Genomic DNA, 23028 nt, shown 5'->3' with positions numbered 1-23028 from the left:
CGCGCGCCACCCCGGCTCGGCCGGCGGCCGCGCTCATCCGGAGGCGGGGGCGGGGCGGACGGCGCAGTCCCGCATCGCGGCGAGGATGCCCGCGAGCTGGCGGGCGTTCGTCTGCGCGTGGTCGCGGTAGCAGTTGTTCATCAGCACGTGCGTGGTGGACGCCTCCCGGCCCAGCTCGCACAGCCGGGGAGCCCACTCCTCCAGCTCCTCCGGCGAGTAGAGGTAGCCGAAGCGCTCGTGGATGTCGTGGCTCGTCCACTTGTCGCTGCGCCCGTGGAACCGGACGATCTCCAGGTCCGCCGTGGCCGCCACGACCGGCGGGATCGAGCACGGGTGGCCCTGCGGCATGTCGACGCACACGTACGGGATGGCGTACGAGCGGAGGAAGTCGAGCGTCTCGGCCCGGTTCTCCTCGGTCATCCATGTGCGGTTGCGGAACTCCACCGAGATCGGCAGCGGAGCGCACCGGCGCCCGCACTCCAGGATGTAGCGCTTGGCGCGCCCGCCGATCGGGAACCAGCGGGGGAACTGGAACAGCACGGCGCCGAACCTGCCCGCCTCCCGCAGCGGCAGCAGCGCCGAGACGAAGCGCTCCCACACCTGCTCCACCAGGGCCGGGTCGAGGTCGTGGACGTACAGGTTCCCCCCGCCCTCCCCCAGGGACGCGCGCAGGTCGGCGGGGAGCGCGCGCGGGCGGGTCGGATGGCCGGTGAGCAGGGAGAACGCCTTGACGTCGAAGACGAATCCCGGCGGCGTCCGCTCGGCCCACAGGCGGGCCGTCCCCTCGGCGGGCAGGGCGTAGTAGGTGGCGTCGACCTCCACGACGGGGAAGCGGCCGGCGTAGTAGCGCAGCCGCTCCTCGGGCGTGGTGACGTCGGGCGGGTACCAGCCCGACCGCAGCAGCGTCCGGTCCGTCCACGACGCGGTGCCGACGAGGATCTCCCCCACTCCCTCACGGTAGGCGGGACGCCCCCGAGGGCCGCCGGGGACCCCCGGGTCAAATACCTCTCAATAAGAGCTATATTGGTCCCATGAGTGCCGCCCCTGCTCAGGCCACGGCCGAGGAGCTGATGACCGTCCTCACCGGTTTACGGCGGGTCACCCGCCGCCGGTTGCGCGAGCAGCTGCCCGGCCCCCGGCTGCGCGGCGCGCACGTGGAGCTGCTCCAGATCGTCGCGGCCGAACCGGGGATCGGCGTCGCCGCCGCCGCCCGCGGGCTCCACCTGGCCGGCAACTCGGTGAGCACGCTGGTGAACCAGCTGGCCGACGCCGGGTTGCTGCGCCGGGAGGTCGATCCCGCTGATCGCCGGGCGGCCCGGCTCTTCGTCACCGACGCCGCGGTCGCGCGCATGGCCCGGTGGCGGGAGTCTCGCCGGATGCTCGTCGGCGACGCCCTCGACCGGCTGCCCCCGGGGGAGCTCGCCGCCATCGGCGCCGCGCTCCCCGCCCTGCGGCACCTGCTTTCCGAATTGGCCGAGGAGGAGGAGGACCAGTGACCCCCGCCGTACGGTGCACGGGACTGCGGCACGCCTTCGGCGCGACCGTCGCAGTCGACGGGCTCGACCTGCTGATCGAACCCGGCGAGGTGTTCGGCCTGCTCGGGCCGAACGGCGCCGGCAAGACCACCACCATCAGAATGATCACCACGCTGCTGCCCGCCCCGCCGGACACGATCGAGGTGCTGGGCCGGGACGTCGCCCGCGACAGGACGGCCGTGCGCCGCCTGATCGGGTACGTCCCCCAGCAGCTGTCGGCCGACGGCACGCTGACGGGCAGGGAGAACGTCGCGCTGTTCGCCCGGCTCTACGACCTGCCCCGCCGCGCGCGGGCCGAGCAGGTGGCCGCCGCCCTCGACGCCGTGAGCCTCGCCGACGTGGCCGACCGGCAGGCGAAGACCTACTCCGGGGGCATGCTGCGCCGGCTGGAGCTCGCCCAGGCCCTGGTCAGCGCCCCACGGTTGCTGATCCTCGACGAGCCGACGGTGGGCCTCGACCCGGTGGCCCGCGAGGGCGTGTGGGACCGGATCGAGGCCGTCCGGGCCGAGACGGGCATGACCGTGCTCGTCACGACCCACGCGATGCAGGAGGCCGACGAGCACTGCGAGCGCGTCGCGCTCATGCACCGCGGCCGGGTCAGGGCCGTCGGCTCCCCCGCCGCGCTGAAGGGCGCGCTCGGCCCCGGCGCCACCCTCGACGACGTGTTCCGCCACCACACGGGGGACGCGCTCGCCCCCGAGACAGAGAACGGAGGGATCCGCGATGTCCGCGCCGCCCGTCGCACCGCCCGCCGTGTCGGCTGAGGCCGGGTCGCCCGGCCTGGTCCGCACGGCGCTCTCGCGCACCGGCACGATGTGCCTGGTGGAGCTGCAGAAGCTGCGCCACGACCGCACCGAGCTGGTCACCCGGGCGATCCAGCCGGCCCTGTGGCTGCTCGTGTTCGGCCAGGTCTTCACCCGGATCCGGGCGATCCCCACGGGCTCGACGCCCTACCTGGACTTCCTCGCCCCCGGCATCCTCGCGCAGTCGGCGCTGTTCATCGCCATCTTCTACGGCATCCAGATCATCTGGGAGCGGGACGCCGGGGTGCTGGCCAAGCTGCTGGTCACGCCGACGCCCCGGGTCGCGCTGGTCGGGGCCAAGGCGTTCGCCGCCGGGGTCCGGGCGCTGGCGCAGGCCGTCGTCGTGCTCCTGCTCGCGCTGGTGCTCGGCGTGCACATCACGGCCAACCCGCTGAAGCTGCTCGGCGTGGCCCTCGCCCTCGTGCTGGGCTCGGTGTTCTTCTGCTGCCTGTCGATCACGATCGCCGGGCTCGTGCTGTCGCGCGACCGTCTCATGGGCATCGGCCAGGCGATCACCATGCCGTTGTTCTTCGCGTCCAACGCGCTCTACCCGGTGCAGCTCATGCCCGGCTGGCTGCAGGTCGTCAACCACGTCAACCCGTTGAGCTACGAGGTCGAGGCGCTGCGGGGGCTGCTGGCCGGCACCGACGCCCGGCTCGCGCTCGATTTCGGGGTGCTGCTCGTCACGGCCGCCGCGATGATCGCGATCGCCTCCGCGCTGCTCCCCCGCCTCGCCCGCGGATGACCGCCGGGCGGACGCACGGTGGACGTACGGCGGTTTGACGTCAGGCGAGACGACCGGACATATTGATCGCATGGCCAGGGTCGGCATGCGCAAGGAGATCGTCGAGGCCGCGTTCGAGCAGTTCCACGCGCGGGGCTACAACGCCGCCGGCGTGAAGGACATCACCGACGCGGCCGGCGTCCCGAAGGGGTCGTTCTACAACCACTTCCCCAGCAAGGAGGCGCTCGCCGTCGTGGCGCTCGACCGCTACGGCGAGACCGTGCGCATGCGGGACCTGACCGACCGGAGCGTCGAACCGCTGGCCCGCCTGCGCGCCCACTTCGAGTTCCTCCGCGACGAGACCGTACGGCACGGCTTCGCCCGGGGCTGCATGCTCGGCAACTTCGGCGCCGAGATCACCGACCACAGCGAGACGCTGCGGACGGCCGTGCGGGAGGGGTTCGCGCGGTGGTCCGCCCTGATCACGGGGGTGCTCGACGAGGCTCGGAGCGCCGGAGGCCTCCGGCCCGGCCTCGACCCCGAGGCGACGGCCGTCTTCGTGCTCAGCGCGTGGGAGGGGACGCTCGTCAGGGCGCGCGCCGACCGCTCCGGCGAGGCCTTCGACGCGTTCTTCTCGCTGGTCTTCGGGACGCTCCTGGCCTGACGGCGGCCCAGCCAGCGGCCTCTCAAGGGAGGGGGTCCCCGGTCTCCAGCAGCGACTTCAGGCTCGACAGCACGGCGGGCCAGCCCTGGCCCACCATCCCGCGGATCTCGCCGCCCGGCTCGAAGCCGCCGTGGACCACGGTCAGCCGGACCGCCTCCCCCGCGGGCTCGATCTCGAACGTCACGGTCGAGCGCCGCTCCCCCCGCAGCCGCGCGGCCGTCTCCTCGTCCAGCCCCACCGCCGTGGCGAACTCCGGGGTGAGCGTGTGCCAGGTGTACGACAGCCGCCGGCCGGGCTCGGCCGCGACGACCACCTGCTCGGGGTCGGCGACGGTGACGCCGTCCTTCTCCCAGGTCATGGGCGACCCGGGCCGCCAGTCGGAGGTGAAGCCGATCCCCCAGTAGCGCCGGGTGAAGGCGGGGTCGACGAGCGCCTGCCACAGCCGCTCCGGCGTCGTCTTGATGTAGATCGTGTAGACGAACTCCGGGTCGCCCATGGGCTCCAGCTCCAATGCGGTCTTCAGGTCGGCGAGCGCGCCCGCCCGCTCGCGGTCGTACCGGCTCATCCAGCGGTCGGCGATGGCGTTGATGGGCACGGGGTTCAGGTAGTGGAGCTTCTCCCGGCCCCGCCAGACCGTGGTCACGAGGGTGGCGGCCTCCAGCACGGCCAGGTGCTTGCTGACCGACTGCCGGGCCATGTCGAGCCCGGCGCACAGCTCCCGCAGGCTCTGGCCGTTGCGGGCGTTCAGGCTGTCGAGCAGGCGGCGGCGGCTGGCGTCGGCCAGCGCCTTGAACACCTCGTCCATCGTCCGCCGTTCCTCAAATGCAGCCGTCCGGCTGCCTGAACGATAGCCGCCATGACCGGGGGCCTGTCAACCCTGCGGAGCCGGCCGCCGGCCACGCCTCCTTGACAGGGCCATGACAGGCGGGCGAAGAGTGTGTTTCGCGGACATGTCGGGAGGATCACCGACGACCTAGCGTGCGCGGTAAGGACCGTGATCCAGGTCACAAGGAGCACCCCCATGGTCACATCCCTCTCCGCGCGGCCGTCCCGGGCCGCCCGCGCCCTCCTGGCCGTCCTCCTCGCGCTGTCCGGGCTCGCCGCGGCCGCCCTGACCACGACTCCCGCCCGGGCGGCGTCGCTGGTCCAGGTCTCCTCGTTCGGGTCCAACCCCGGCAACCTGTCCATGTACGCCTACCGCCCCGACGGCCTGCCGAGCGGCCGGCCCCTGGTGGTGCTCCTGCACGGCTGCACCCAGGACGCGAGCGGCTACTTCGCCAACTCGGGCTGGCGCAAGTACGCCGACCAGTGGAACTTCGCCCTCGTGCTGCCGCAGACCAGCAGCGCCAACAACTCCTCCAGTTGCTTCAACTGGTTCCAGACCGGCGACACCAGCCGGGGCCAGGGCGAGGCGGCCTCCGTCCGGGCCATGGTGGCCTACGCCGTCTCCCAGTACGGCATCGATCCGGCGCGGGTCTACGTCAGCGGCCTGTCGGCGGGCGGCGCCATGTCGGCCGTCATGCTCGCGACGTACCCGGACGTCTTCGCGGCCGGCTCGATCGGGGCGGGCCTCGCGTACCGGTGCGCGAGCAGCCTCACCGAGGCGTCCGGCTGCCAGTACAGCGCCACGAGCAAGACCCCGCAGCAGTGGGGCGACCTCGTACGGGCCGCCTACCCCGGCTACTCCGGGCCGTACCCGCGCGTCGCGATCTGGCAGGGCCAGTCCGACTACACCGTCACCCCTGCCAACGGAACCCAGCTGCGCGACCAGTGGACCAACGTCCGCGGCGTGTCGCAGACCCCAACGTCCACCCAGTCGCTCACCGGCGGCACCACGCTCAAGGTGTACGGCGCCGACGACGTGCGCCTGTACGAGATCGCCGGGATGGGCCACGGACTGCCCGTCGACCCCGGGAGCGCCGCCGACCAGTGCGGCGCCACGGCGGCCTACTTCCTCGACACGATCTGCTCGGCCTACCACGACGCCCGGTTCTTCGGCCTGGACGGCGGCGGCTCTCCGCCCACTCCCACGCCCACTCCCACGCCCACTCCCACGCCGACGGCCAGCCCGACGCCCACGCCGACGCCGACGGGGACGTGCGTGCGGGCCAGCAACTACGCGCACACCACGGCCGGACGGGCCTACCAGTCGGGCGGCTACACCTACGCCAACGGCTCGAACGACGCCATGGGGCTGTGGAACACCTTCACCGTCCACGCCCTGCGGCAGACCGGCCCCAACTACTGGGTCCTCGCCGACTCCGCCTGTTGAGTCCGTCCGGGCATGAAGGAGAGCGGCTGCGAGCCCCGTCGCAGCCGCTCTCGTCGCGGCACTCCAGTCGCGCCGCTCATGCCCAGGTGCAGGGCGCGAGCTGGCCGGGCGGGCGTCGGAAACCCGCCCACGCCGCGAACATCCCGGAAACACCCCCCTAAAGCGTCTCCGGGTCTTCGTGCATCCCCGCGGGCTACGCTCCCGCGGGGATGGTGCGGTGCCGTCGCCACCGCGGTTCCGGGGGCCTCACACCCTGAACCGCGGCGGCGACGTCGCCGGTCGGCGACCCCGTGTGCGGTCGGGACCGCCGAGCGGCGCCACCCTGACCGGGTCACTCGGGCCGGGGCCGTTGACCGGCACCCCCTTGGCCGGGGCCGTCCTCAGCCCTATCCGGACCTCCGGCCAGGGAGGCCGAACCAGCGCGACCGGGGAGGCCGGTGCGCTGGTCGCATCAGTAGCCCGGCATCGCGAACCAGCGCCCGTTCAGGACGTACACCGCGTCGCTCAGGCCCAGGCCGGGCATCGTGGTCGGAGCGCGGTCGCACCAGTCGCCGGGGAGGTCGTAGACGCGGCCGCGCGCGACGTAGACCGGACGGGTCAGGTCCGGCCCGCAGGACGGCGAGACGTAGACGCCCCCGTGGACCACGTACTGGCAGTCCGGCAGCACGTACGTCGTGCCCTTCACGATGTACTCGTGGATGTACTTGCGGACGATCTTGATCTTGGGGCGCCTGTGCCGCACGACGTGCTTCTTCGTCTTGGTGATGTGCACCGTGACCGTGACCGAGCGCGGGGTCGAGGTGGTGTCGTTGGCGCTCGCCGGCGCCTGTGACAGCGCGACCGACGAGACCGCGGCGGAGGCGGCCAGCACGCCGGTGACCAGAGCTTTCTTCATCGTCAAGAGACGATTCCTTTCACGAGGTCGGCGGAAGACGCGACGCGCTTCCGTGCTGCCGGGACCGGATGCGCGCGACGACGGCGGATGACGGCCGTCGTACGCGGAGCGCGCACCCGGATCGGGATCGCCTCCCCCGGAGGAGCGGCGGCGCGAAATCCCGATCGAGGATGCCTGTCAGGAGAATCCGCGTCATCAGAATTCGCTGACAGCCATGAACTGTAATGCGGAGGGAAAGCGTGCGCAGGAGATTCAGAAAGATTCCCCAAACGCTTCCCCACCTGCGCGGTCGCCCCCCGACCCATCTTGTTGACAGAACGAACCTATGCTTCGTCGGGGATTCCGGCCCTGTCAGCAAGATCTAGCGGGCATGATGGGGGCGATCACGGAGAGAAAAACCCCGAGGAGCTGACAACCGAATGGCCCCCCGCCGCGTGACAGCCGATTCGCCCCCCACTCCCTTGAACGACTGCATCCGGGAGCACCTCGAAGACCAGGGGATCAGCATCCGGACGCTCGCCCTGCGATCCATGAGCCAGAGCACGGGCCAGCGCCTGACCGCCCAGTGGATCACCGACGTGCTCAGCGGCCGGGTCCCCCGCATGCCGGACATGTGGCGACTGGAGGCGCTGGCCGCGGGGCTCGGCATGGACGCCGACAGCCTGAAGGGGCTGGCCATCACGCAGTGGATCGGCTGGGAGATCGTCGACGTCCCGGCCGGCGTGGGCGAGCGGTTGATCTTCCGTGCCCCCAGAGGCTACACAGCGGAACAATGCACACAACTCGCCGATGAACTAATTAAAGCGATTGGTTCCGCACATACATCCACCCAAAGGGATGAAGCCTAATTTTACGGATACACCAGTGCACGAACCAGGCGGATGCGCAAAACTTTTCTGGCACTCGGGGAGCCGCTGTTGGAAACAATCGGATATATTCGTGCAGAAGGGATACGGTGGATGATCCGTGTCATCACCGACGCAACCCTCAGTGGAGATCCGCCGGACTCCCCTGTTGCGCAGCTGTCCTGGTGTGATCAGCCGCACGTTTCCGGAACACCGCATCATCGCGTACGTCGATGAGGCGCAGTTCGCTCCGGAGCTCACGAAGCCCCTGAACGATGTGGCGATCGACGTCCTCGGGCTCCTGCAGCCGGTGGACGAGCCCCGTCCGGTGCCGGCGCTGCGCGTCCGGATCCGCCGGACGGGGGACCTGGCCGGGGGGCTGGTGGTGGCCGAGTTCGGCCGGGAGGACGTCACCGTCGGGGTCGACAAGACCCTGATCACGGAGGATCTCGCCGATTTCCTCAGCGAGGCGGGGACCGCGACCACCCGCGACTTCATCCGGCGGGCACGGTAGGCCGGCCGGCTGCGGTGGGGGCAGCCGGACGGCGGTTTGGACCGTTCCCGAGCCTGGTTCGGGCAAGGCCGGGCAGGCCCGTCGCGCCGAGTCGTCCGGGGCGCGGGGATCACGGTCCACCGGCCCCGGCCTCGGGGGTGAGCGGTCTCGGCGGGCGCGGGGATCGCGGTCCCGCCGGTCCCGGCCTGGGGCGGTGAGCGGTCTCGACGGGCGCGAGGAGCGTCCACCCCAGGGCGGCCGGCTCGCTCCCGGCCCGCGGCGGCGCCTCCGCGCGGCCCGCCCGGGCGTCTCGCCAGCCTGCCGAAGATTGCTCGCGTGCGATTTGACCGCGCACACGCTGCTCGCGCACAAGAGGCGTTACGCTCGGGAGATGAGCGGCAGCGACCTCGACCGCCGGAGCCTGTCGGCGATCCTCGACGACCAGATGTGCTTCGCCCTCTACGCGGCCTCCCGCGCCGTGACCGGCCTCTACCGGCCGATCCTGGAGGAGCTGGGCCTGACGTACCCGCAGTATCTCGTGCTGCTGGTGCTGTGGCGCCGCGACGCGGCCGGGGTCAGCGTCAAGGATCTCGGCGCCGCGCTCCAGCTCGACTACGGCACGCTGACGCCGCTGCTCAAGCGGCTGGAGGCGAACGGCCTGCTGCGCAGGGAGCGCCGGGCCGACGACGAGCGCGCCGTGCAGATCACCCTGACCGAGCGGGGATCCGCCCTGCGGGAGCACACCCGGAACCTGCCGGCGACGGTCGGGGACGCCATGGGCCTCGACCCGGACGAGTTCACCCGGACCCTCGCCACCCTCCGCCGTCTCATCGCCAACGTCACCGCGTACACGCGCCGGGGCGCCGAGCCTGCTGTCTGACCTGCCCGTTTTCGGGGCAAAACGGGCCGTGCGCTCACTTTACTTGTGCACGATGTAATCGTGCGCTAGGTTTTTCCCGAACATGCGGGCACCCCCCAGACCGTCCCCCGCCCACGTGAGCGAAGGAGATCGTCGTGGCGTACATCACCGTCGGGCAGGAGAACAGCACCGACATCGAGATCTACTACGAGGACCACGGTACGGGGCAGCCGGTCGTCCTCATCCACGGGTACCCCCTGGACGGGCACTCCTGGGAGAAGCAGATCCCGGCCCTGCTCGACGCCGGCTACCGCGTCATCGCCTACGACCGCCGCGGCTTCGGCCGGTCGAGCCAGCCCACCACGGGCTACGACTACGACACCTTCGCCGCCGACCTGAACACGCTGCTCACGACCCTGGACCTGCGCGACGTCGTGCTCGTCGGGTTCTCCATGGGCACCGGCGAGGTCGCCCGGTACATCGGGACGTACGGCTCGGAGCGGGTGGCCAAGGCGGCCTTCCTCGCCTCGCTCGAGCCCTTCCTGCGCAAGACCGACGACAACCCCAGCGGCGTGGACCAGGCCGTGTTCGACGGCATCCTGGAGGCGGTGACCGCGGACCGCTACGCGTACTTCACCGACTTCTACGTGAACTTCTACAACACCGACGAGAACCTGGGCAGCCGGCTGAGCGAGGAGGCCCTGCGCGCGAGCTGGAACGTGGCCGCCGGCGCGTCCTTCTACGCCTCCGCGGCCTGCGTGCCGACCTGGACGACCGACTTCCGCGGGGACATCCCGAAGATCGACGTGCCGACGCTGATCCTGCACGGCACGGCGGACCGGATCCTGCCGATCGACGCCACGGGCCGCCCGTTCCACCGGCTGCTGCCCTCGGCCGAGTACGTGGAGATCGACGGCGCCCCGCACGGGCTGCTGTGGACCCACGCCGCGGAGGTGACCGAGGCCCTGGTGGCCTTCCTGGCCAAGTAGCGGCCCGCACGTCACACGCCTGCGCCCGTCCTCCCGGCCCCGGTACTTAGTTACCCAAAGCAAGTACTATCGTCGTGTCCCGGGAGGACATGGGCATGGCTGACGCGACGGGATCGACGACGGCGACGGCGGGGCGGGACCGGAGAGCGGGGCGGTTCGACCGGGACCACCCCCGCTACCGATGGGTGGCGCTCTCGAACACCACACTGGGAATGCTGCTGGCGACGGTCAACTCGTCGATCGTCATCATCTCGCTCCCGGCGATCTTCCGGGGCATCGGGCTCGATCCCCTGCGGCCGGCCAACGTCGGCTACCTGCTGTGGATGATCATGGGCTTCCTGCTCGTCTCGGCCGTCCTCGTGGTCCCGGCCGGGCGGCTCGGGGACATGTTCGGCCGGGTGCGGATCTACAACAGCGGCTTCGTCATATTCACGGCCGGTTCGATCGGCCTGTCGCTCGACCCGCTGAGCGGCGGCCCGGGCGCCCTGTGGCTGATCGGCTGGCGGGTGGTGCAGGGCGTGGGCGGCGCCATGCTGTTCGCCAACTCGACCGCGATCCTGACCGACGCCTTCCCGCTGCGGCAGCGCGGCACGGCGCTCGGGGTCAACCAGGTGGCCGCCATCGCGGGCTCGTTCCTCGGCCTGCTCATCGGCGGCCTGCTGTCGGAGTGGCACTGGCGGGCGGTCTTCCTCGTCAGCGTGCCGATCGGGCTGGCCGGCACCGTCTGGTCGTACGCCTCACTGAACGAGCTGGGCGAGCGCAGGCGCGGCCGGCTCGACTGGCCCGGCAACGTCACCTTCGCGCTGGGGCTCGGCGTGCTGCTGGCCGCCATCACCTACGGCATCCAGCCGTACGGCGGGCACGCCACCGGGTGGACGAACCCGTGGGTGCTGGCGGGGCTGACCGGCGGCGTCGCGCTGCTGGCGGCGTTCTGCGTAATCGAGGCCAGGGTCGCCGAGCCGATGTTCCACCTGACTCTGTTCCGGATCCCGCAGTTCTCGGCCGGGAGCCTCGCCGTGCTGCTGTCGGCCATGGGCCGGGGCGGCCTGCAGTTCATGCTGATCATCTGGCTGCAGGGCATCTGGCTCCCGCTGCACGGCTTCGCGTTCGAGGACACCCCGTTGTGGGCGGGGATCTACATGCTGCCGCTGACCGTGGGCTTCCTGGCCGCCGGGCCGGTGTCGGGTTATCTGTCCGACCGGTACGGCCAGCGGCTGTTCGCCTCCGGCGGGCTCCTCATCACGGCCGCCACCTTCCTGGGCCTGCTGGCGCTGCCTGTCGACTTCCCGTACTGGGCGTTCGCGCTGCTGCTGGCGGTCAACGGCGTCGGGTCGGGCGTCTTCTCCTCCCCGAACACCTCGCGGGTGATGAGCAGCGTCCCGGCCCACCAGCGGGGCGCGGCGGCCGGGATGCGCGGCACCTTTCAGAACTCGGGGCAGGCCCTGTCGATCGGCATCTTCTTCTCGCTGCTGATCGTCGGCCTGGCGACGAGCCTTCCCGGCGTGCTCACCTCCAGCCTGGAGCGGGCGGGCGTGCCCGCCGCGGCCGCGCAGGCCGTGGGTCACCTGCCGCCGGTCGGCAGCGTGTTCGCCGCGTTCCTCGGGTACAACCCCGTGCGGACGCTGCTGCCGCCGGACGTCCTGCACGCGCTGCCCCCCGCCGCGCAGGACCGTCTCACGGGGAACGCGTTCTTCCCCACCATGATCTCCGGGCCCGTGCACCAGGGGCTGGTCGTCGTCTTCTCGGCGGCGGCGGTCATGATGATCGTGGGCGCGGCGGCCTCGATGTTCGACGGCCGGCGAAGCCGTGCGGGAGCCGGCACACCCGCGGCGGGCGACGCCCCCGTGGTCCCGCACTAGGCACGAGGTACGACATGAACGACGTGAGGTGAGCCGGCACGGTCACCCTGACCGGGCACGACAAGGCGGAGATCGAGGCGTACGCAGCCCGGCCGGCTTTCGCGGGCCGCCACGTCGAAAGGCCCTCCCGCGTGGCACGGAAGAGCCTTTCCGGTACGGCACGCTCGATCAGCCGGTGATGCTGGCCTCTCCGGTCTCCAGGTGACCGACGAACCGCTGCGACCAGGCCGCGTCGCAGTCGGCCGTAACGGTCACGTCGTACCAGCCGCCGCTGACGCCCAGCGGGCTGACCGCCCACGCCTCCTTGCTGTGCGCGGCGACCTTCACGGTCTGCGGCGTGTCCGAGATGTAGTTGTTGTGCGTGATCACGAACGTCACGGGCGCATCCCCGTTGTTGCGCAACCAGAGCTTCAGCTTCGGCCGCGCGGTCGACTTGCCGTCGTAATAGGCCGCCTCGACGACGAGGTCCTTGCCGGCGGCAGCGAGGTCACCGACGAAACGGCGCAGGAACCGGTTCGGCCCGGTGACGGTGATGTCGTACGCGGTGTCGCCGGCCGAGGCGCCCACGGGGCCGGTTCCGGACGCCGTCGCCTTCGCCGGGACCGTGTACTGGCCCGGGAACGCGGCCGGGTACTGCGCCAGCGACGGGAGCCCGGCCCGGTTGTTGTAGACGGCGAAGTGACTGGCCTTGGTCACGAACGGGGCCTCGTTGCTGAACGCCAGGTTCGCCACCGCGCCGGACGGCCCGCCGGTGAACCCGGTCAAGTTGGCGTTCGGCTGGTACGGCAGCGGACGCGCCTGCTTGGTTCCCGCCTCCTGCGTCGGCATCGTGTTGTCGCCCGGCAGCGGGGTGTACCGCGTCTCGGGGATGAGAGGCCCGGTCTCCGGCAGGTCGGGCATGCCGTAAACGGGCTTCTCGAAGTCGAAGGCGTTGGTCAGGTCGCCGCAGACCTCGCGCCGCCAGTCGCTGATGTTGGGCGAGACGGCGGGCTTGCCGAGCGCGCTGGTCCACTTCTCCATGAACTGGATGACCGAGGTGTGGTCGGAGACCTCCGAGGTCACCCAGCCGCCGCGGGTCCAGGGCGAGATCAGGATGAGCGGCACGCGGAAGCCGAGCCCGACGGGGAGCGGCGCGGTGACGCCGTACGCCGCCATGGTGCCGGAGACGAACTCGTCCGCCTCGCCCGGCGCCGGCGTGGGCGGCGGCACGTGGTCGAACTGGCCGTCGTTCTCGTCGTAGTTGATGATGACCAGGGTCGAGTTGAACACATCCGGGTCGGCGTTGAGGGCCTCCATAACGCCGCGGAGGAAGTACGCGCCGTTGCTCGGAGCCGTGACCGGGTGCTCGGAGAAGAACTGGTTGTTCACGATCCAGCTGACCTGCGGCAGGGTGCCGTTGATCACGTCGGCGCGGATCGCGGCGGTGATGTTGTCGGCGTTGCCCGACAGCCCGGTGACCGGCTCGGGGACGTTCTTCACCCCGTTGTCGTAGTAGACGTCGCCCGGAGCGGCCTTCCCGCCCTGAGTGGGGTCGAGCTTGGCGAAGGTGTTGAAGTACTCCAGGCCGTTGTCGCCGTAGTCGTCGGCGCACTGGTAGACCCGCCAGCTGACGCCCGCCGCCTGGAGCGTCTCGGCGTAGGACTCCCAGGGCAGGAACTTGCCGCGCTCGTCGCCGCCATCGTACGCGGTGAAGCTGCCGTGCCTGTGGTCGGCGTTGATCGTCCCGCCCCACAGGTAGGTGCGGTTGGGGCCGGTCGCGCTGAGCACGGAGCAGTGGTAGGCGTCGCCGACCGTGTAGGCGTCAGCGAGGGCGTAGTGGAACGGCAGGTCACGGCGGTCCAGGTAGCCCAGCGTGGTCGGGCCGCCCTTGGCGTAGTACCAGCCGTTCATCAGCCCGCCGTACCAGGCGCCGTGCTGGTCGGTCCAGCCGTGGCTGGTGCCGCCGTAGTTGGCGGCGCCGAGCTCGGCGCTCGGCGGGGTCGCCCCACTCCAGGTCTTGGCCCCGCTCAGCCGCCACGGATACTGCGTGTCGGCCCCGGTCGTCAACGCCTTCGGCTGCTCCCAGACGGTCTTGCCACCGGGGAGCACGATGGTCGAGCGGTCGCCGAACCCGCGCACACCCTTCAGTGCTCCGAAATAGTGATCGAAGCTGCGGTTCTCCTGCATGACCACGATGACGTGCTTGATGTCACGGATGTCGCCGTACGGCTTGCCGGACGGAGCGGGCTTGCTCCGCGGGAGAGCAGCCGCGGCGGCCGCACCCGGCAACGCCGCGCCGACGGCGGCCGCTCCGGTGACGGCTGCGGCGGTGCCGAGGAAATTCCTGCGGGACAGTTCAGACATGGCTCAAGACCTTTGGGTACGGGGATGTGCCGCCTGATCATGGCCTGATGACCTTGCCCGAAAGCGACATTAGGCCGACGCCCAAATTGCCGGTGGCGCAAGACCTAGGGTGCGGGGTCGTGCCGGCTTGCCGCTGGTGACCCTGGTAGCGACTCCGGTCCGGACGTCGGCGGCGCGCTCCGGCTCACCGGCGTCGCCCAGGACCGAAACCCTGCGGCGATCCACGATGGCGGTCTCGTCGCACGTCGGCGATGTCTCAGCCCCCGGTGCAGGTGGTGCAATTGAGGCCGCTGGTATGCGGCGCGGGTCAGGCGTCGAGCACGTACCGCTCGACGTACTCGTTGGTGAACACGCCGTCGGGGTCGTAGTGGCGCGCGAGCTTCCGGAAGTCGCCGAGCCGCTCGTACCGCGAGCGCAGGACTGCGGGCGGGAGCGTGAACAGCTTGCCCCAGTGCGGCCGGGCGTCGAACGGCGCCAGGCGCTCCTCGATCGCGCCCAGCACCGGGAGCACGGCGTCCGTGTCCTTGATCCAGGTGAAGTGGAAGGCCACGGTGTCCCGGCCCTGGGAGGGGCTCAGCCACAGGTCGTCCGCGGCGACCGTGCGGATCTCGGAGATCTGCAGCACGGGGGCGATCAGGTCGCGGATGCCGTCGAGCGCGTGGAACGCCTCGACCGCCCGGGAGCGGGGCACCATGTACTCCGCCTGGAGCTCCTCGCCGCTGCTGGGGGTGAAGTCGGGCCGGAAGTGCGGCAGCCGCTCGAACCAGGGGCCGGGGACGCCCATCTGCGCCGTGCAGTGGTCGGCGCCCATGCCCGGGACGGGGTGCCGCGGGCCGTCGGCGGGCAGCGCCCCGAACAGGTCGGCCGGCGCCTCCCCCGCCTCGCCGGCGCGCTCCTTCACCCAGACCTGGTTGATCCGGGACGAGCGCCAGTCGGTGAACAGGCTCACGCTGTAGGCGGCGGAGACGAGGTCGCCGAAGTGGTCGTCCAGCGCCTCGGCCGGCAGTCCCTCGTACACCCGCTGCCGCACCTCGAACGCGGGCAGGAGGTCGAGCGTCAGGCCCACCACGGCGCCGAGCGCGCCGAGCGCGACGACCGCCCCGGGGAACCGGCCGGGGTCGCCGTCCCGGCTCAGGGTCACCAGGTCGCCCCCGGCGGTGACCATCTCCACGGCGGAGACGGACGTCGCGAGGCCGCCGTTCGCGTCGCCCGAGCCGTGCGTGCCGGTGGCCACGGAGCCGGCGACAGAGATGTGCGGCAGCGACGCGAGGTTGGGCAGCGCGAAGCCCTTGTCGTGCAGGCGGCGGCCGAGGTCGCCGTACCGGACGGCGGCGGCGACCCTGACCGTGGCGGAGGCGCTGTCGATCTCCACGTCCGGCGGGAGGCCGTCGAGCGAGACGAGCGCGCCCGGGGAGTCGGCGATCCGGTTGAACGAGTGCCCGCTGCCGAGCACGCGCACCTTCGCGCTGCGCGCGACGAGCGCGCGCAGCTCGTCGAGGGAGGACGGCCGCTCGACGCGGTCCGCGCGGAAGGTGACGTTGCCCGCCCAGTTTGTCGCCGCATGGGTCATTGCATGAGTTTCTCGCACTTTCACCCCTGTGTGTGCCGTGCGCGGCCCGGGCCGTGAAACTTGCAGGGCCCTCGGGCGGGTCGTGCCTGCTCAGCGCGGAACCCGGGTGGACGGGCGGAACCGTGTCTTGTCCCCCGTCCCGCCCCCCGGCCAGCGTGATGCCCTGGCCGGGCGCGCCCCCCACCTCGCGTCCGGCCGCCCCGGACCCCAGGGACCCGAGAGGAGACCCGTGCGCAGGAGAACGCTCACGATCGGCGTGGCGGCGGCCGTCGCCGCGGCGATCGGCGTGGCCGGGCGGGTGCCGGCCCTCGCCGCCGCCGACGGCCCCGCGCTCACCGTCGACGTGACCGCCGGCCGCCACGCCATCAGCCCGTACATCTACGGCATGAACTTCGCCGACGAGGCGCTCGCCAAGGAGCTGCGGCTGCCGGTGCGGCGGTGGGGCGGCAACGCGACCACCCGCTACAACTACCTGTACGACACCGACAACCGCGCCTCCGACTGGTTCTTCGAGAACATCGCGGAGGACGACGCCGACCCGTCGCAGCTGCCCGACGGCTCCAGCACGGACCGCTTCGTGGAGCAGGACCGGCGCACCGGCACCGACACGATCCTGACCGTCCCCCTGATCGGCTGGGTGCCGAAGGCGCGGGACGCGTCCTGCGGGTTCTCCGTGGCCAAGTACGGCCCGCAGCAGCAGACCGACCAGTGGCGGCCCGACTGCGGCAACGGCGTCAAACCCGACGGCACCCCGATCACCGGGAACGACCCGCACGACACCAGCGTCGAGGCCGGGGCCGGGTACGTGAAGGACTGGCTCGGCCACCTCACGGCGAAGTACGGCACGGCCGGCGCGGGCGGCGTGAAGTTCTACAACCTCGACAACGAGCCCGACATCTGGCACAGCACGCATCGCGACGTGCACCCCAAGGGCGCGAGCTCGGAGGAGCTGCGCGACCAGGGGTACCTGATCGGCGCCGCGGTCAAGGCCGCCGACCCGGGGGCGAAGACGCTCGGCCCGGTCGGCTGGGGCTGGTCGTCGTGGGACTACTCCGGCCTCGACCAGGAGACCTGCGGCCGCACCAACTGCTGGTCGAACCCGCCCGACAAGGACGTGCGGGGCGGCCTGCCGTTCTCGGCGTGGTACCTGCAGCAGATGAAGAAGTACGAGGACGAGCACCACCTGCGCGTGCTCGACTACTTCGACGAGCACTTCTATCCGCAGGCGTCCGGCGTCGCCTTCGGCCAGGGCGGCGACCCCACCACCGACGCGCTGCGCCTGCGCTCCACCCGCGCGCTGTGGGATCCGGCCTACACCGACGAGAGCTGGATCAACACCCAGGTCCGCCTCATCCCGCGGATGAAGGAGACGGTCGCGGCCAACTACCCCGGCACCAAGACCGCGATCACCGAGTACAACTGGGGCGCACTCGACAACATCAACGGCGCCCTGGCCGAGGCCGACATCCTCGGCATCTTCGGCCGCGAGGGCCTCGACCTGGCCACCCTCTGGGGCCCGCCGACAGCCTCCCAGCCCGGCGCCTACGCCTTCCGCATGTACCTGAACTACGACGGCAAGGGCGGCAGGTTCGGCGAGACCGGCGTCAGCGCGACCAGCGCCGACCAGGGCAAGCTCGCGGTGTACGCGGCCGAGCGGGCGTCGGACGGCGCGCTCACGCTCGTCGTCGTGAACAAGACGACCGGCGACCTCACCAGCTCCGTCGCGCTCAAGGGGCGGGACGGCGGCGCGACCGCTCAGGCCTACCGGTACGGCGCGAGCGACGTAACGGCCATCGCGCGCGGCGCCGACCTCCAGGTGGGCGCCGGGGGCTTCACCGGGACCTTCCCGGCGAACTCGATCAGCACGATCGTGATTCCCAAGGGGACCGGCCCGTCGCCGTCCCCCAGCCCCAGCCCGTCCCCCACACCCACACCCACACCCACCCCGACGCCCACGCCGAGCCCCACCCCCACCCCCACCCCCACCCCCACGCCGACCACGAACGCCTCCTGCGCCGTGACGTACACGATCACGAACCAGTGGCCCGGCGGCTTCCAGGCAGGCGTCCGGATCGTCAACCGGGGAACGGCCGCCGTGAAGGGCTGGCGGCTCGCCTGGACGTACGGCAACGGGCAGACCGTCACGCAGATGTGGGACGGCTCCTACACCCAGAGCGGAGGGAAGGTCACGGTGACCAACGCGAGCTACAACGGCACGATCGGCGCGAACGGCGGCAGCGTGACCTTCGGCTTCCTCGGCCGCTGGGACAACGCGGCCAACCCCGCGCCCCGGCAGTTCACGCTGAACGGCTCGCCCTGCGCGACCGCGTAGCGGGCCGAGGGCGGCCCGGACTCCCCCGGGCCGCCCTCGTCAGGCCGGGTACGCGTGCGTCTCGGTCGCCTTGACCACGGCCCAGACCTCCTGGCCCCGGCCGAGGTCGAGGTCCACGACGGCGGCCGGGGTCACGTCGGCCGCCACGGACGGCGGGCCCTCCAGATGGACCCGGATCCCGTCGCCGTGCGGCTCGAGCCCCTCGATCCGGCACCGCCACAGGTTGCGCGGGGTGCCGTCGGGCCGGCTGCGGTAGAGGGCGACGGCGGCGGGCGAGAAGGCGACGAACGCCGGCCCGCTCAGCCGCTCGGCCACGCTGAACACGACGTCCCCCACGGTGACCAAATGGCCGTCGGCCGTGCCCCGGTAGAGGTTGAGGCCGACGAGGCGGGCCACGTAGTCGGTCTGCGGGCGGCGGGCCACCTCCGCCGGCGGGCCCTGCTGCACCACCGCGCCGTTCTCGATCACCACGAGCCGGTCGGCCAGGACCATGGCGTCCAGCGCGTCGTGGGTCACCAGGACGGTCGCGCCGTCGAAGCCGGCCAGGTGCCGGCGCAGCTCGGAGCGGATCTCCAGCCGGGTGTGTGCGTCGAGCGCGGCCAGCGGCTCGTCGAGCAGCAGCAGCCGCGGCCGTACGGCGAGGGCGCGGGCCAGGGCCACCCGCTGCGCCTGCCCGCCGGACAGCTGGCGCGGCCGGGCGGCGGCGTGCCCGGCCAGGCCGACGCGGTCGAGCAGGGCGGCGGCCCGGCGGCGGGCCTCGGCCTTCGGCACCCCCCGGCACCGGGGCCCGAACGCCACGTTGTCCAGGGCGGACAGGTGGGGGAAGAGCAGGTAGTCCTGGAACACCACGCCGATCGGGCGGCGCTCGGCGGGCAGGGTGTGCAGGGGCTCGCCGTCCAGGTCGATGCTCCCGCCCTCCCCCAGGGCGGCCAGCCCCGCCAGCGCCCGCAGAGCCGTGGTCTTGCCCGCGCCGTTCGGCCCGAGGAGCGCGACCACCTCCCCCGGCGCCGCCTCCAGGTCGACGCTGAGGCGGAAGGCGGCCCTCTCGACGATCAGCCGCGCCCGCAGGCCCCCGCCCTCCGCGCCGCGGTCCCCCGCCGTCACGGGCCGCCCACCCATCGCTCGCGCAGGGCGGCCAGGATCGCGACCGAGACCGCCAGCAGGACAAGGCTGAGCACGACGGCCGCGTCGGGCTCGGTCTCCAGGGCCAGGTAGACGGCGAGCGGCATGGTCTGGGTGCGGCCGGGGAAGTTCCCGGCGAAGGTAATCGTGGCCCCGAACTCACCCAGCGCCCGGGCCCAGCACAGCACCGCGCCCGCCAGCACGCCGGGGGTGATCAGCGGCAGCGTGACCCGGCGGAAGACCGTCCAGCGGGACGCGCCGAGCGTGGCGGCGGCCTCCTCGTAGCGGCGGTCGGCCCCGCGCATCGCGCCCTCCACGCTGATCACGAGGAACGGCATGGCGACGAACGCCTCGGCAACCACGACGCCGGCCGTGGTGAAGGGCAGCGACACCCCGAACGCCGAGTCCAGCCACTGGCCCACCAGTCCGCGGCGGCCGAGGACGAGCAGCAGGGCGACACCGCCCACGACAGGCGGCAGCACCAGCGGCACCGTGATCAGCGCGCGCAGCAGCCGGCGGCCCGGGAACTCGGCGCGGGCCAGCAGCCACGCCAGCGGCACGCCCAGCACCAGGCACACCAGCGTCGCGACGGTCGCGGTGACCAGCGACAGGCGCAGCGCCTCCAGCACCTGCGGCTCGGCCAGCCGCCGCGGCAGCGTGGCCCACGGCGCGCGCACCAGCAGCCCGGCGAGCGGCAGCACCAGGAACGCCACGCCGGCGACGGCCGGGACCGCCAGCGCCCAGGGCACCGGCCCGCGCACCGGCCCCGCCTCCCCCGGGCGGGTCCTCATCGCCGTCCCCCTGCCGTACGGGCGCGGGGGTGAGCCGCGGCGGCCATGGTCAGGGCGACTCGAACCCGGCCGCGGTCAGGACGTCCAGGCCCTGCGGCGACAGGACCAGGTCGACGAACTGCCGGGCCAGCTCGGGCTGAGGGGCCTTCGACAGCGCCGCGACGGGGTAGTCGTTGATCGCCTGGGCCGCCTCGGGGAAGTCGACCCCCTTCACCTTGCCCCCGGCGGCCAGCACGTCGGTGCGGTAGACGAGGGCGGCGTCGACCTCGCCGAGCTCGACCTTGGTGAGTGTGGCCTTGACGTCCTGTTCGAGGGTGACGGGAGTGACCTTCAGCCTGGCCGCGTCGAGGGCCTTGACCGCCGCCGCCCCGCAGGGCACCTGCGCGGCGCAGAGCGCGACCTTCACCTTCGGATCGGCGAGGTCCTTGAGCTCGTCGATTTTGGCCGGGTTGCCGGGCGGGAGGGCGATCTCCAGCCGGTTGCGCACGAACGTCGCCGGCGTCCCGGCGGCCAGGCCGGCGTCGGTGACGGTCTTCATCGTGGCGGGGCTGGCCGCGGCGAAGACGTCGGCCGGGGCGCCCTGGGTGATCTGCTGGGCGAGCGTCGCGCTGGAGCCGAAGTTGAACGTGACCTTGGTGCCGGGGTGGGCGGCCTCGAAGGTCGCGCCGAGCGTGGTGAACGTCTCGGTGAGCGAGGCCGCGGCGAACACGGTCAGCGGTTTCCCCGCGGAGGCCGCGGAGCCGGACGCGGCCGAGGCGCCCGCGTCACCGGAGCCGGTGGAGCCGCAGCCGGCCACGAGGACGGCGGCGACGGCGACGGCGGTGACCCGCCGGGTGAGACGCGTCGGAAACACTGCACTCCTACGGGGTCGCGGCGCGGGCGCCATCGGGGATCTCCACGACGACGTTCGTGGACTTGATGACGGCGACGGCGACCACGCCGGGCTCCAGGCCCAGCTCGTCGGCCGCCTGCCGGCTCATCAGCGAGACCACCCGGAACGGCCCGGCGGCGATCTCCACCTGGGCCATCACCGCGTCCCTGACCACCTCGGTCACGATCCCGCGGAAGCGGTTGCGCGCCGAGGAGTGCCCGGTGCCCCCCTCGACCTCGATCTGCGCGCGGGCGAAGGCCGCCAGATCGGTGCCGGCCACCACGCGGTGGCCGTGCCGGTCGCGCTCGGCGGGCAGGCGTCCCCCGTCCACCCACCGCCGCACGGTGTCGGCGCTGACGCCGAGCAGCACGGCGGCCTCGCTGATCCGGAACGTCGTCACACGGGCAAGCCTACAGCCGCGAATACCCGGGTAAAAAGCCCGATCCCTTAGCAGACGCAGCCCGAATCAGGGCCATCTATTTGCATTCACGAGAGGCTGCCCGGCAGCCGGAACGCCGCGAACACCGCCGGGTCCTGGAAGACGACGTTCCGCGCGACGCCCTCCGGGGTCACGGTCAGCACCTGGAGCGTGTGGAGCGCGTAGGCGTCGCCGTCGCGGCAGTAGGCGGCCAGGGCCGGCTGCGTGTTGGCCGTGAGGGCCGTGATCCGCCAGTCGGCGCCGCGCATCGCGAACACCCGGGTCATGAAGCGCCCGTAGCCGTCCCTCCCGGCGTACCAGAGCGGCACGGGCGGCATCTCCAGCACCGCGTCGCGGGTCAGCAGGGCGACCAGCCCGGCGACGTCCCCGGCCTCGAACGACCGGATGTAGCGGTCGACGGTCCGCCGCACCGCGGCGTCGCCGGGCTCGGCGACCCGGCCCTCGGCGGCGGCGCAACCGGAGAGGCTCGCCCGGGCGCGCTGCAGGGCGCTGTTGACCGCGGCGGGCGAGGTCTCCAGCAGCGCGGCGGCCTCGGCGGCGGAGAACTCCAGCACGTCCCTGAGGATGAGCACGGCCCGCTGCCGCGGCGGCAGGACCTGTATCGCCGCGACCAGGGCCAGCCGCAGCGTGCCCCGCCGTACGACCTCGGCGGCCGGGTCGCCGAGGCGCGCGTCCGGGAACGGCTGGAGCCACGGCACGTCGGCGGCCGGGGTCAGCGGCGCGTCCGGGTCGTCGCTCGGCCCTCCCAGACCGGACGGCAGGGGCCGGCGGGCCCTCCCCTCCAGGGCGGACAGGCAGGCGTTCGTGGCGATCCGGTACAGCCACGTGCGGACCGAGGCCAGCGACGGGTCGTACCGGCGCCACGCACGCCAGGCGCGCAGCATCGTCTCCTGGACCAGGTCCTCCGCCTCGTGGACCGAGCCGAGCATGCGGTAGCAGTGGACGAGCAGCTCGTCCCGGTACGGCCCCGCCTGCGCCTCGAAGTCCCCGCCGGTCGCGACGCCCACGCCGGTCCCCCCCTTCCGGTGCGTCCCCGGGCCCGGGGACGCGCCCAGCCTCGCACCGTCAGCGCGCGGGCGCGTTCGCGTACGCGGCGATCCGCCATTCGCCGTCACGCCGGACCAGCACCCAGGTCGCCAGGCGCTCCCGGTCGGCCGGCAGGGCGGTCTCCCCCGCCATGAGGATCCCGGCCCTGCTGACGACGACGGCCGTGTCGCCGATGACCCGCACGTCCTCGGGCTCGTCTATCCCGCGTGAGCCCTTCAGCGGCCCGGCGAAGGCGGCGGCCATGTAGGCCCGGACCGCCTCGCGGCCCCGGTGGAGCACCCCGGGCATCACGACGGTGGCGTCGGGGAGGTACAGGGCGGCGAAGGCGTCGGCGTCGTTGTCCGTCCAGGCCGCGTAGACCTGGCGCAGGAGCTCGTCGACGCCGGCGTCGGTGCGTGTGGTCATCGGGGTTCCTTCTCTCGGATCCGGTCGGTCGGTGGATGTACCTGCCGGCCGGCTCCGATTCATCGGTCCCCGGAGAAAGATCTTTCGGGGGCCGGCACGGCGTCGGCCCCCGGGGGCGTGTGGAGCCTTCGCCGATAGAGCCGGCGTCGACGGCTCTATCGGCGGGAGGG

General features: G+C 72.4%; 22 protein-coding genes. 11 read left to right on the top strand and 11 right to left on the bottom strand.

Annotation, left to right across the window (positions count from 1 at the left end; genetic code table 11):
• Positions 1-33 precede the first annotated feature (33 nt).
• A complete protein-coding gene (locus tag Mco01_RS19115) occupies positions 34-948 on the bottom strand; it encodes a DUF72 domain-containing protein (RefSeq protein WP_204058258.1) in 915 nt (304 codons plus the stop codon).
• Between the two features lie 83 nt (positions 949-1031).
• Between Mco01_RS19115 and Mco01_RS19110 the strand changes: the two genes are divergently transcribed.
• From Mco01_RS19110 to Mco01_RS19095, 4 genes are all read left to right on the top strand, one after another.
• Positions 1032-1496, top strand: coding sequence for a MarR family winged helix-turn-helix transcriptional regulator (locus Mco01_RS19110; protein WP_204058257.1), 465 nt, complete (start codon positions 1032-1034; stop codon positions 1494-1496).
• Entirely contained in the window at positions 1493-2299 is an 807-nt protein-coding gene (locus tag Mco01_RS19105; RefSeq protein WP_204058256.1) for an ABC transporter ATP-binding protein, read from the top strand. Before Mco01_RS19110 ends, Mco01_RS19105 begins: the two co-directional genes overlap by 4 nt.
• A complete protein-coding gene (locus Mco01_RS19100) occupies positions 2259-3083 on the top strand; it encodes an ABC transporter permease (protein ID WP_204058255.1) in 825 nt (274 codons plus the stop codon). The genes Mco01_RS19105 and Mco01_RS19100 overlap by 41 nt, the downstream gene beginning before the upstream one ends.
• A 70-nt stretch (positions 3084-3153) precedes the next feature.
• Positions 3154-3726, top strand: a complete 573-nt coding sequence (locus Mco01_RS19095; protein WP_204058254.1) for a TetR/AcrR family transcriptional regulator — start codon at positions 3154-3156, stop codon at positions 3724-3726.
• A gap of 22 nt (positions 3727-3748) precedes the next feature.
• Here Mco01_RS19095 and Mco01_RS19090 read toward each other — a convergent pair whose 3' ends face one another.
• The gene (locus tag Mco01_RS19090) at positions 3749-4531 is read right to left on the bottom strand and encodes an ArsR/SmtB family transcription factor (protein ID WP_204058253.1); all 783 of its coding nucleotides are present in this window, start codon (positions 4529-4531) and stop codon (positions 3749-3751) included.
• Between the two features lie 216 nt (positions 4532-4747).
• Between Mco01_RS19090 and Mco01_RS19085 the strand changes: the two genes are divergently transcribed.
• A complete protein-coding gene (locus Mco01_RS19085; RefSeq protein ID WP_204058252.1) occupies positions 4748-5998 on the top strand; it encodes an extracellular catalytic domain type 1 short-chain-length polyhydroxyalkanoate depolymerase in 1251 nt (416 codons plus the stop codon).
• A gap of 451 nt (positions 5999-6449) precedes the next feature.
• Here Mco01_RS19085 and Mco01_RS19080 read toward each other — a convergent pair whose 3' ends face one another.
• Complete coding sequence (locus Mco01_RS19080; RefSeq protein WP_204058251.1) at positions 6450-6893, bottom strand: hypothetical protein; 444 nt, start codon at positions 6891-6893, stop codon at positions 6450-6452.
• Between the two features lie 530 nt (positions 6894-7423).
• Between Mco01_RS19080 and Mco01_RS19075 the strand changes: the two genes are divergently transcribed.
• The 5 genes from Mco01_RS19075 to Mco01_RS19055 all read left to right on the top strand — a co-directional run bounded on the left by Mco01_RS19075 (position 7424) and on the right by Mco01_RS19055 (position 11938).
• Positions 7424-7741 carry a hypothetical protein gene (locus Mco01_RS19075; RefSeq protein WP_204058250.1) on the top strand — a complete coding sequence of 106 codons (318 nt, stop codon included), beginning with the start codon at positions 7424-7426 and terminating at the stop codon, positions 7739-7741.
• 184 nt (positions 7742-7925) lie between these two features.
• The gene (locus Mco01_RS19070; RefSeq protein ID WP_036333381.1) at positions 7926-8252 is read left to right on the top strand and encodes a hypothetical protein; all 327 of its coding nucleotides are present in this window, start codon (positions 7926-7928) and stop codon (positions 8250-8252) included.
• 370 nt (positions 8253-8622) lie between these two features.
• A complete protein-coding gene (locus tag Mco01_RS19065) occupies positions 8623-9111 on the top strand; it encodes a MarR family winged helix-turn-helix transcriptional regulator (protein WP_204058249.1) in 489 nt (162 codons plus the stop codon).
• Between the two features lie 134 nt (positions 9112-9245).
• Positions 9246-10079, top strand: a complete 834-nt coding sequence (locus tag Mco01_RS19060) for an alpha/beta fold hydrolase (protein WP_204058248.1) — start codon at positions 9246-9248, stop codon at positions 10077-10079.
• Positions 10080-10174: 95 nt separating this feature from the next.
• Positions 10175-11938: an MFS transporter gene (locus Mco01_RS19055; protein WP_204058247.1), complete on the top strand. Its 1764-nt coding sequence runs from the start codon at positions 10175-10177 to the stop codon at positions 11936-11938.
• Positions 11939-12106: 168 nt separating this feature from the next.
• Here Mco01_RS19055 and Mco01_RS19050 read toward each other — a convergent pair whose 3' ends face one another.
• Both Mco01_RS19050 and Mco01_RS19045 read right to left on the bottom strand, forming a co-directional pair.
• Complete coding sequence (locus Mco01_RS19050; RefSeq protein WP_204058246.1) at positions 12107-14281, bottom strand: phosphocholine-specific phospholipase C; 2175 nt, start codon at positions 14279-14281, stop codon at positions 12107-12109.
• 307 nt (positions 14282-14588) lie between these two features.
• A complete protein-coding gene (locus tag Mco01_RS19045; RefSeq protein ID WP_204058245.1) occupies positions 14589-15851 on the bottom strand; it encodes a D-arabinono-1,4-lactone oxidase in 1263 nt (420 codons plus the stop codon).
• Between the two features lie 229 nt (positions 15852-16080).
• On the opposite strand from Mco01_RS19045, the gene Mco01_RS19040 reads away from it, so the two are divergent.
• Positions 16081-18183 carry a glycoside hydrolase family 44 protein gene (locus Mco01_RS19040; RefSeq protein WP_204058244.1) on the top strand — a complete coding sequence of 701 codons (2103 nt, stop codon included), beginning with the start codon at positions 16081-16083 and terminating at the stop codon, positions 18181-18183.
• Between the two features lie 39 nt (positions 18184-18222).
• Here Mco01_RS19040 and Mco01_RS19035 read toward each other — a convergent pair whose 3' ends face one another.
• The 6 genes from Mco01_RS19035 to Mco01_RS19010 form a co-directional block, all read right to left on the bottom strand.
• Positions 18223-19302: an ABC transporter ATP-binding protein gene (locus tag Mco01_RS19035; protein ID WP_204058243.1), complete on the bottom strand. Its 1080-nt coding sequence runs from the start codon at positions 19300-19302 to the stop codon at positions 18223-18225.
• Positions 19284-20096, bottom strand: a complete 813-nt coding sequence (locus tag Mco01_RS19030; protein WP_204058242.1) for an ABC transporter permease — start codon at positions 20094-20096, stop codon at positions 19284-19286. The genes Mco01_RS19035 and Mco01_RS19030 overlap by 19 nt, the downstream gene beginning before the upstream one ends.
• A gap of 49 nt (positions 20097-20145) precedes the next feature.
• Positions 20146-20982: a molybdate ABC transporter substrate-binding protein gene (gene modA, locus Mco01_RS19025; RefSeq protein ID WP_204058241.1), complete on the bottom strand. Its 837-nt coding sequence runs from the start codon at positions 20980-20982 to the stop codon at positions 20146-20148.
• The gene (locus tag Mco01_RS19020; RefSeq protein ID WP_204058240.1) at positions 20957-21367 is read right to left on the bottom strand and encodes a TOBE domain-containing protein; all 411 of its coding nucleotides are present in this window, start codon (positions 21365-21367) and stop codon (positions 20957-20959) included. Before Mco01_RS19020 ends, modA begins: the two co-directional genes overlap by 26 nt.
• Positions 21368-21453: 86 nt before the next feature.
• Positions 21454-22413 carry a sigma-70 family RNA polymerase sigma factor gene (locus tag Mco01_RS19015; protein WP_204058239.1) on the bottom strand — a complete coding sequence of 320 codons (960 nt, stop codon included), beginning with the start codon at positions 22411-22413 and terminating at the stop codon, positions 21454-21456.
• A 58-nt stretch (positions 22414-22471) separates the two neighbouring features.
• Positions 22472-22858: an SgcJ/EcaC family oxidoreductase gene (locus Mco01_RS19010; RefSeq protein WP_204058238.1), complete on the bottom strand. Its 387-nt coding sequence runs from the start codon at positions 22856-22858 to the stop codon at positions 22472-22474.
• Positions 22859-23028: the final 170 nt, after the last annotated feature.

The organism is Microbispora corallina, from assembly GCF_016863035.1.
Lineage (GTDB): Bacteria > Actinomycetota > Actinomycetes > Streptosporangiales > Streptosporangiaceae > Microbispora > Microbispora corallina.
This window is presented reverse-complemented; position numbering and strand designations above follow the sequence as displayed.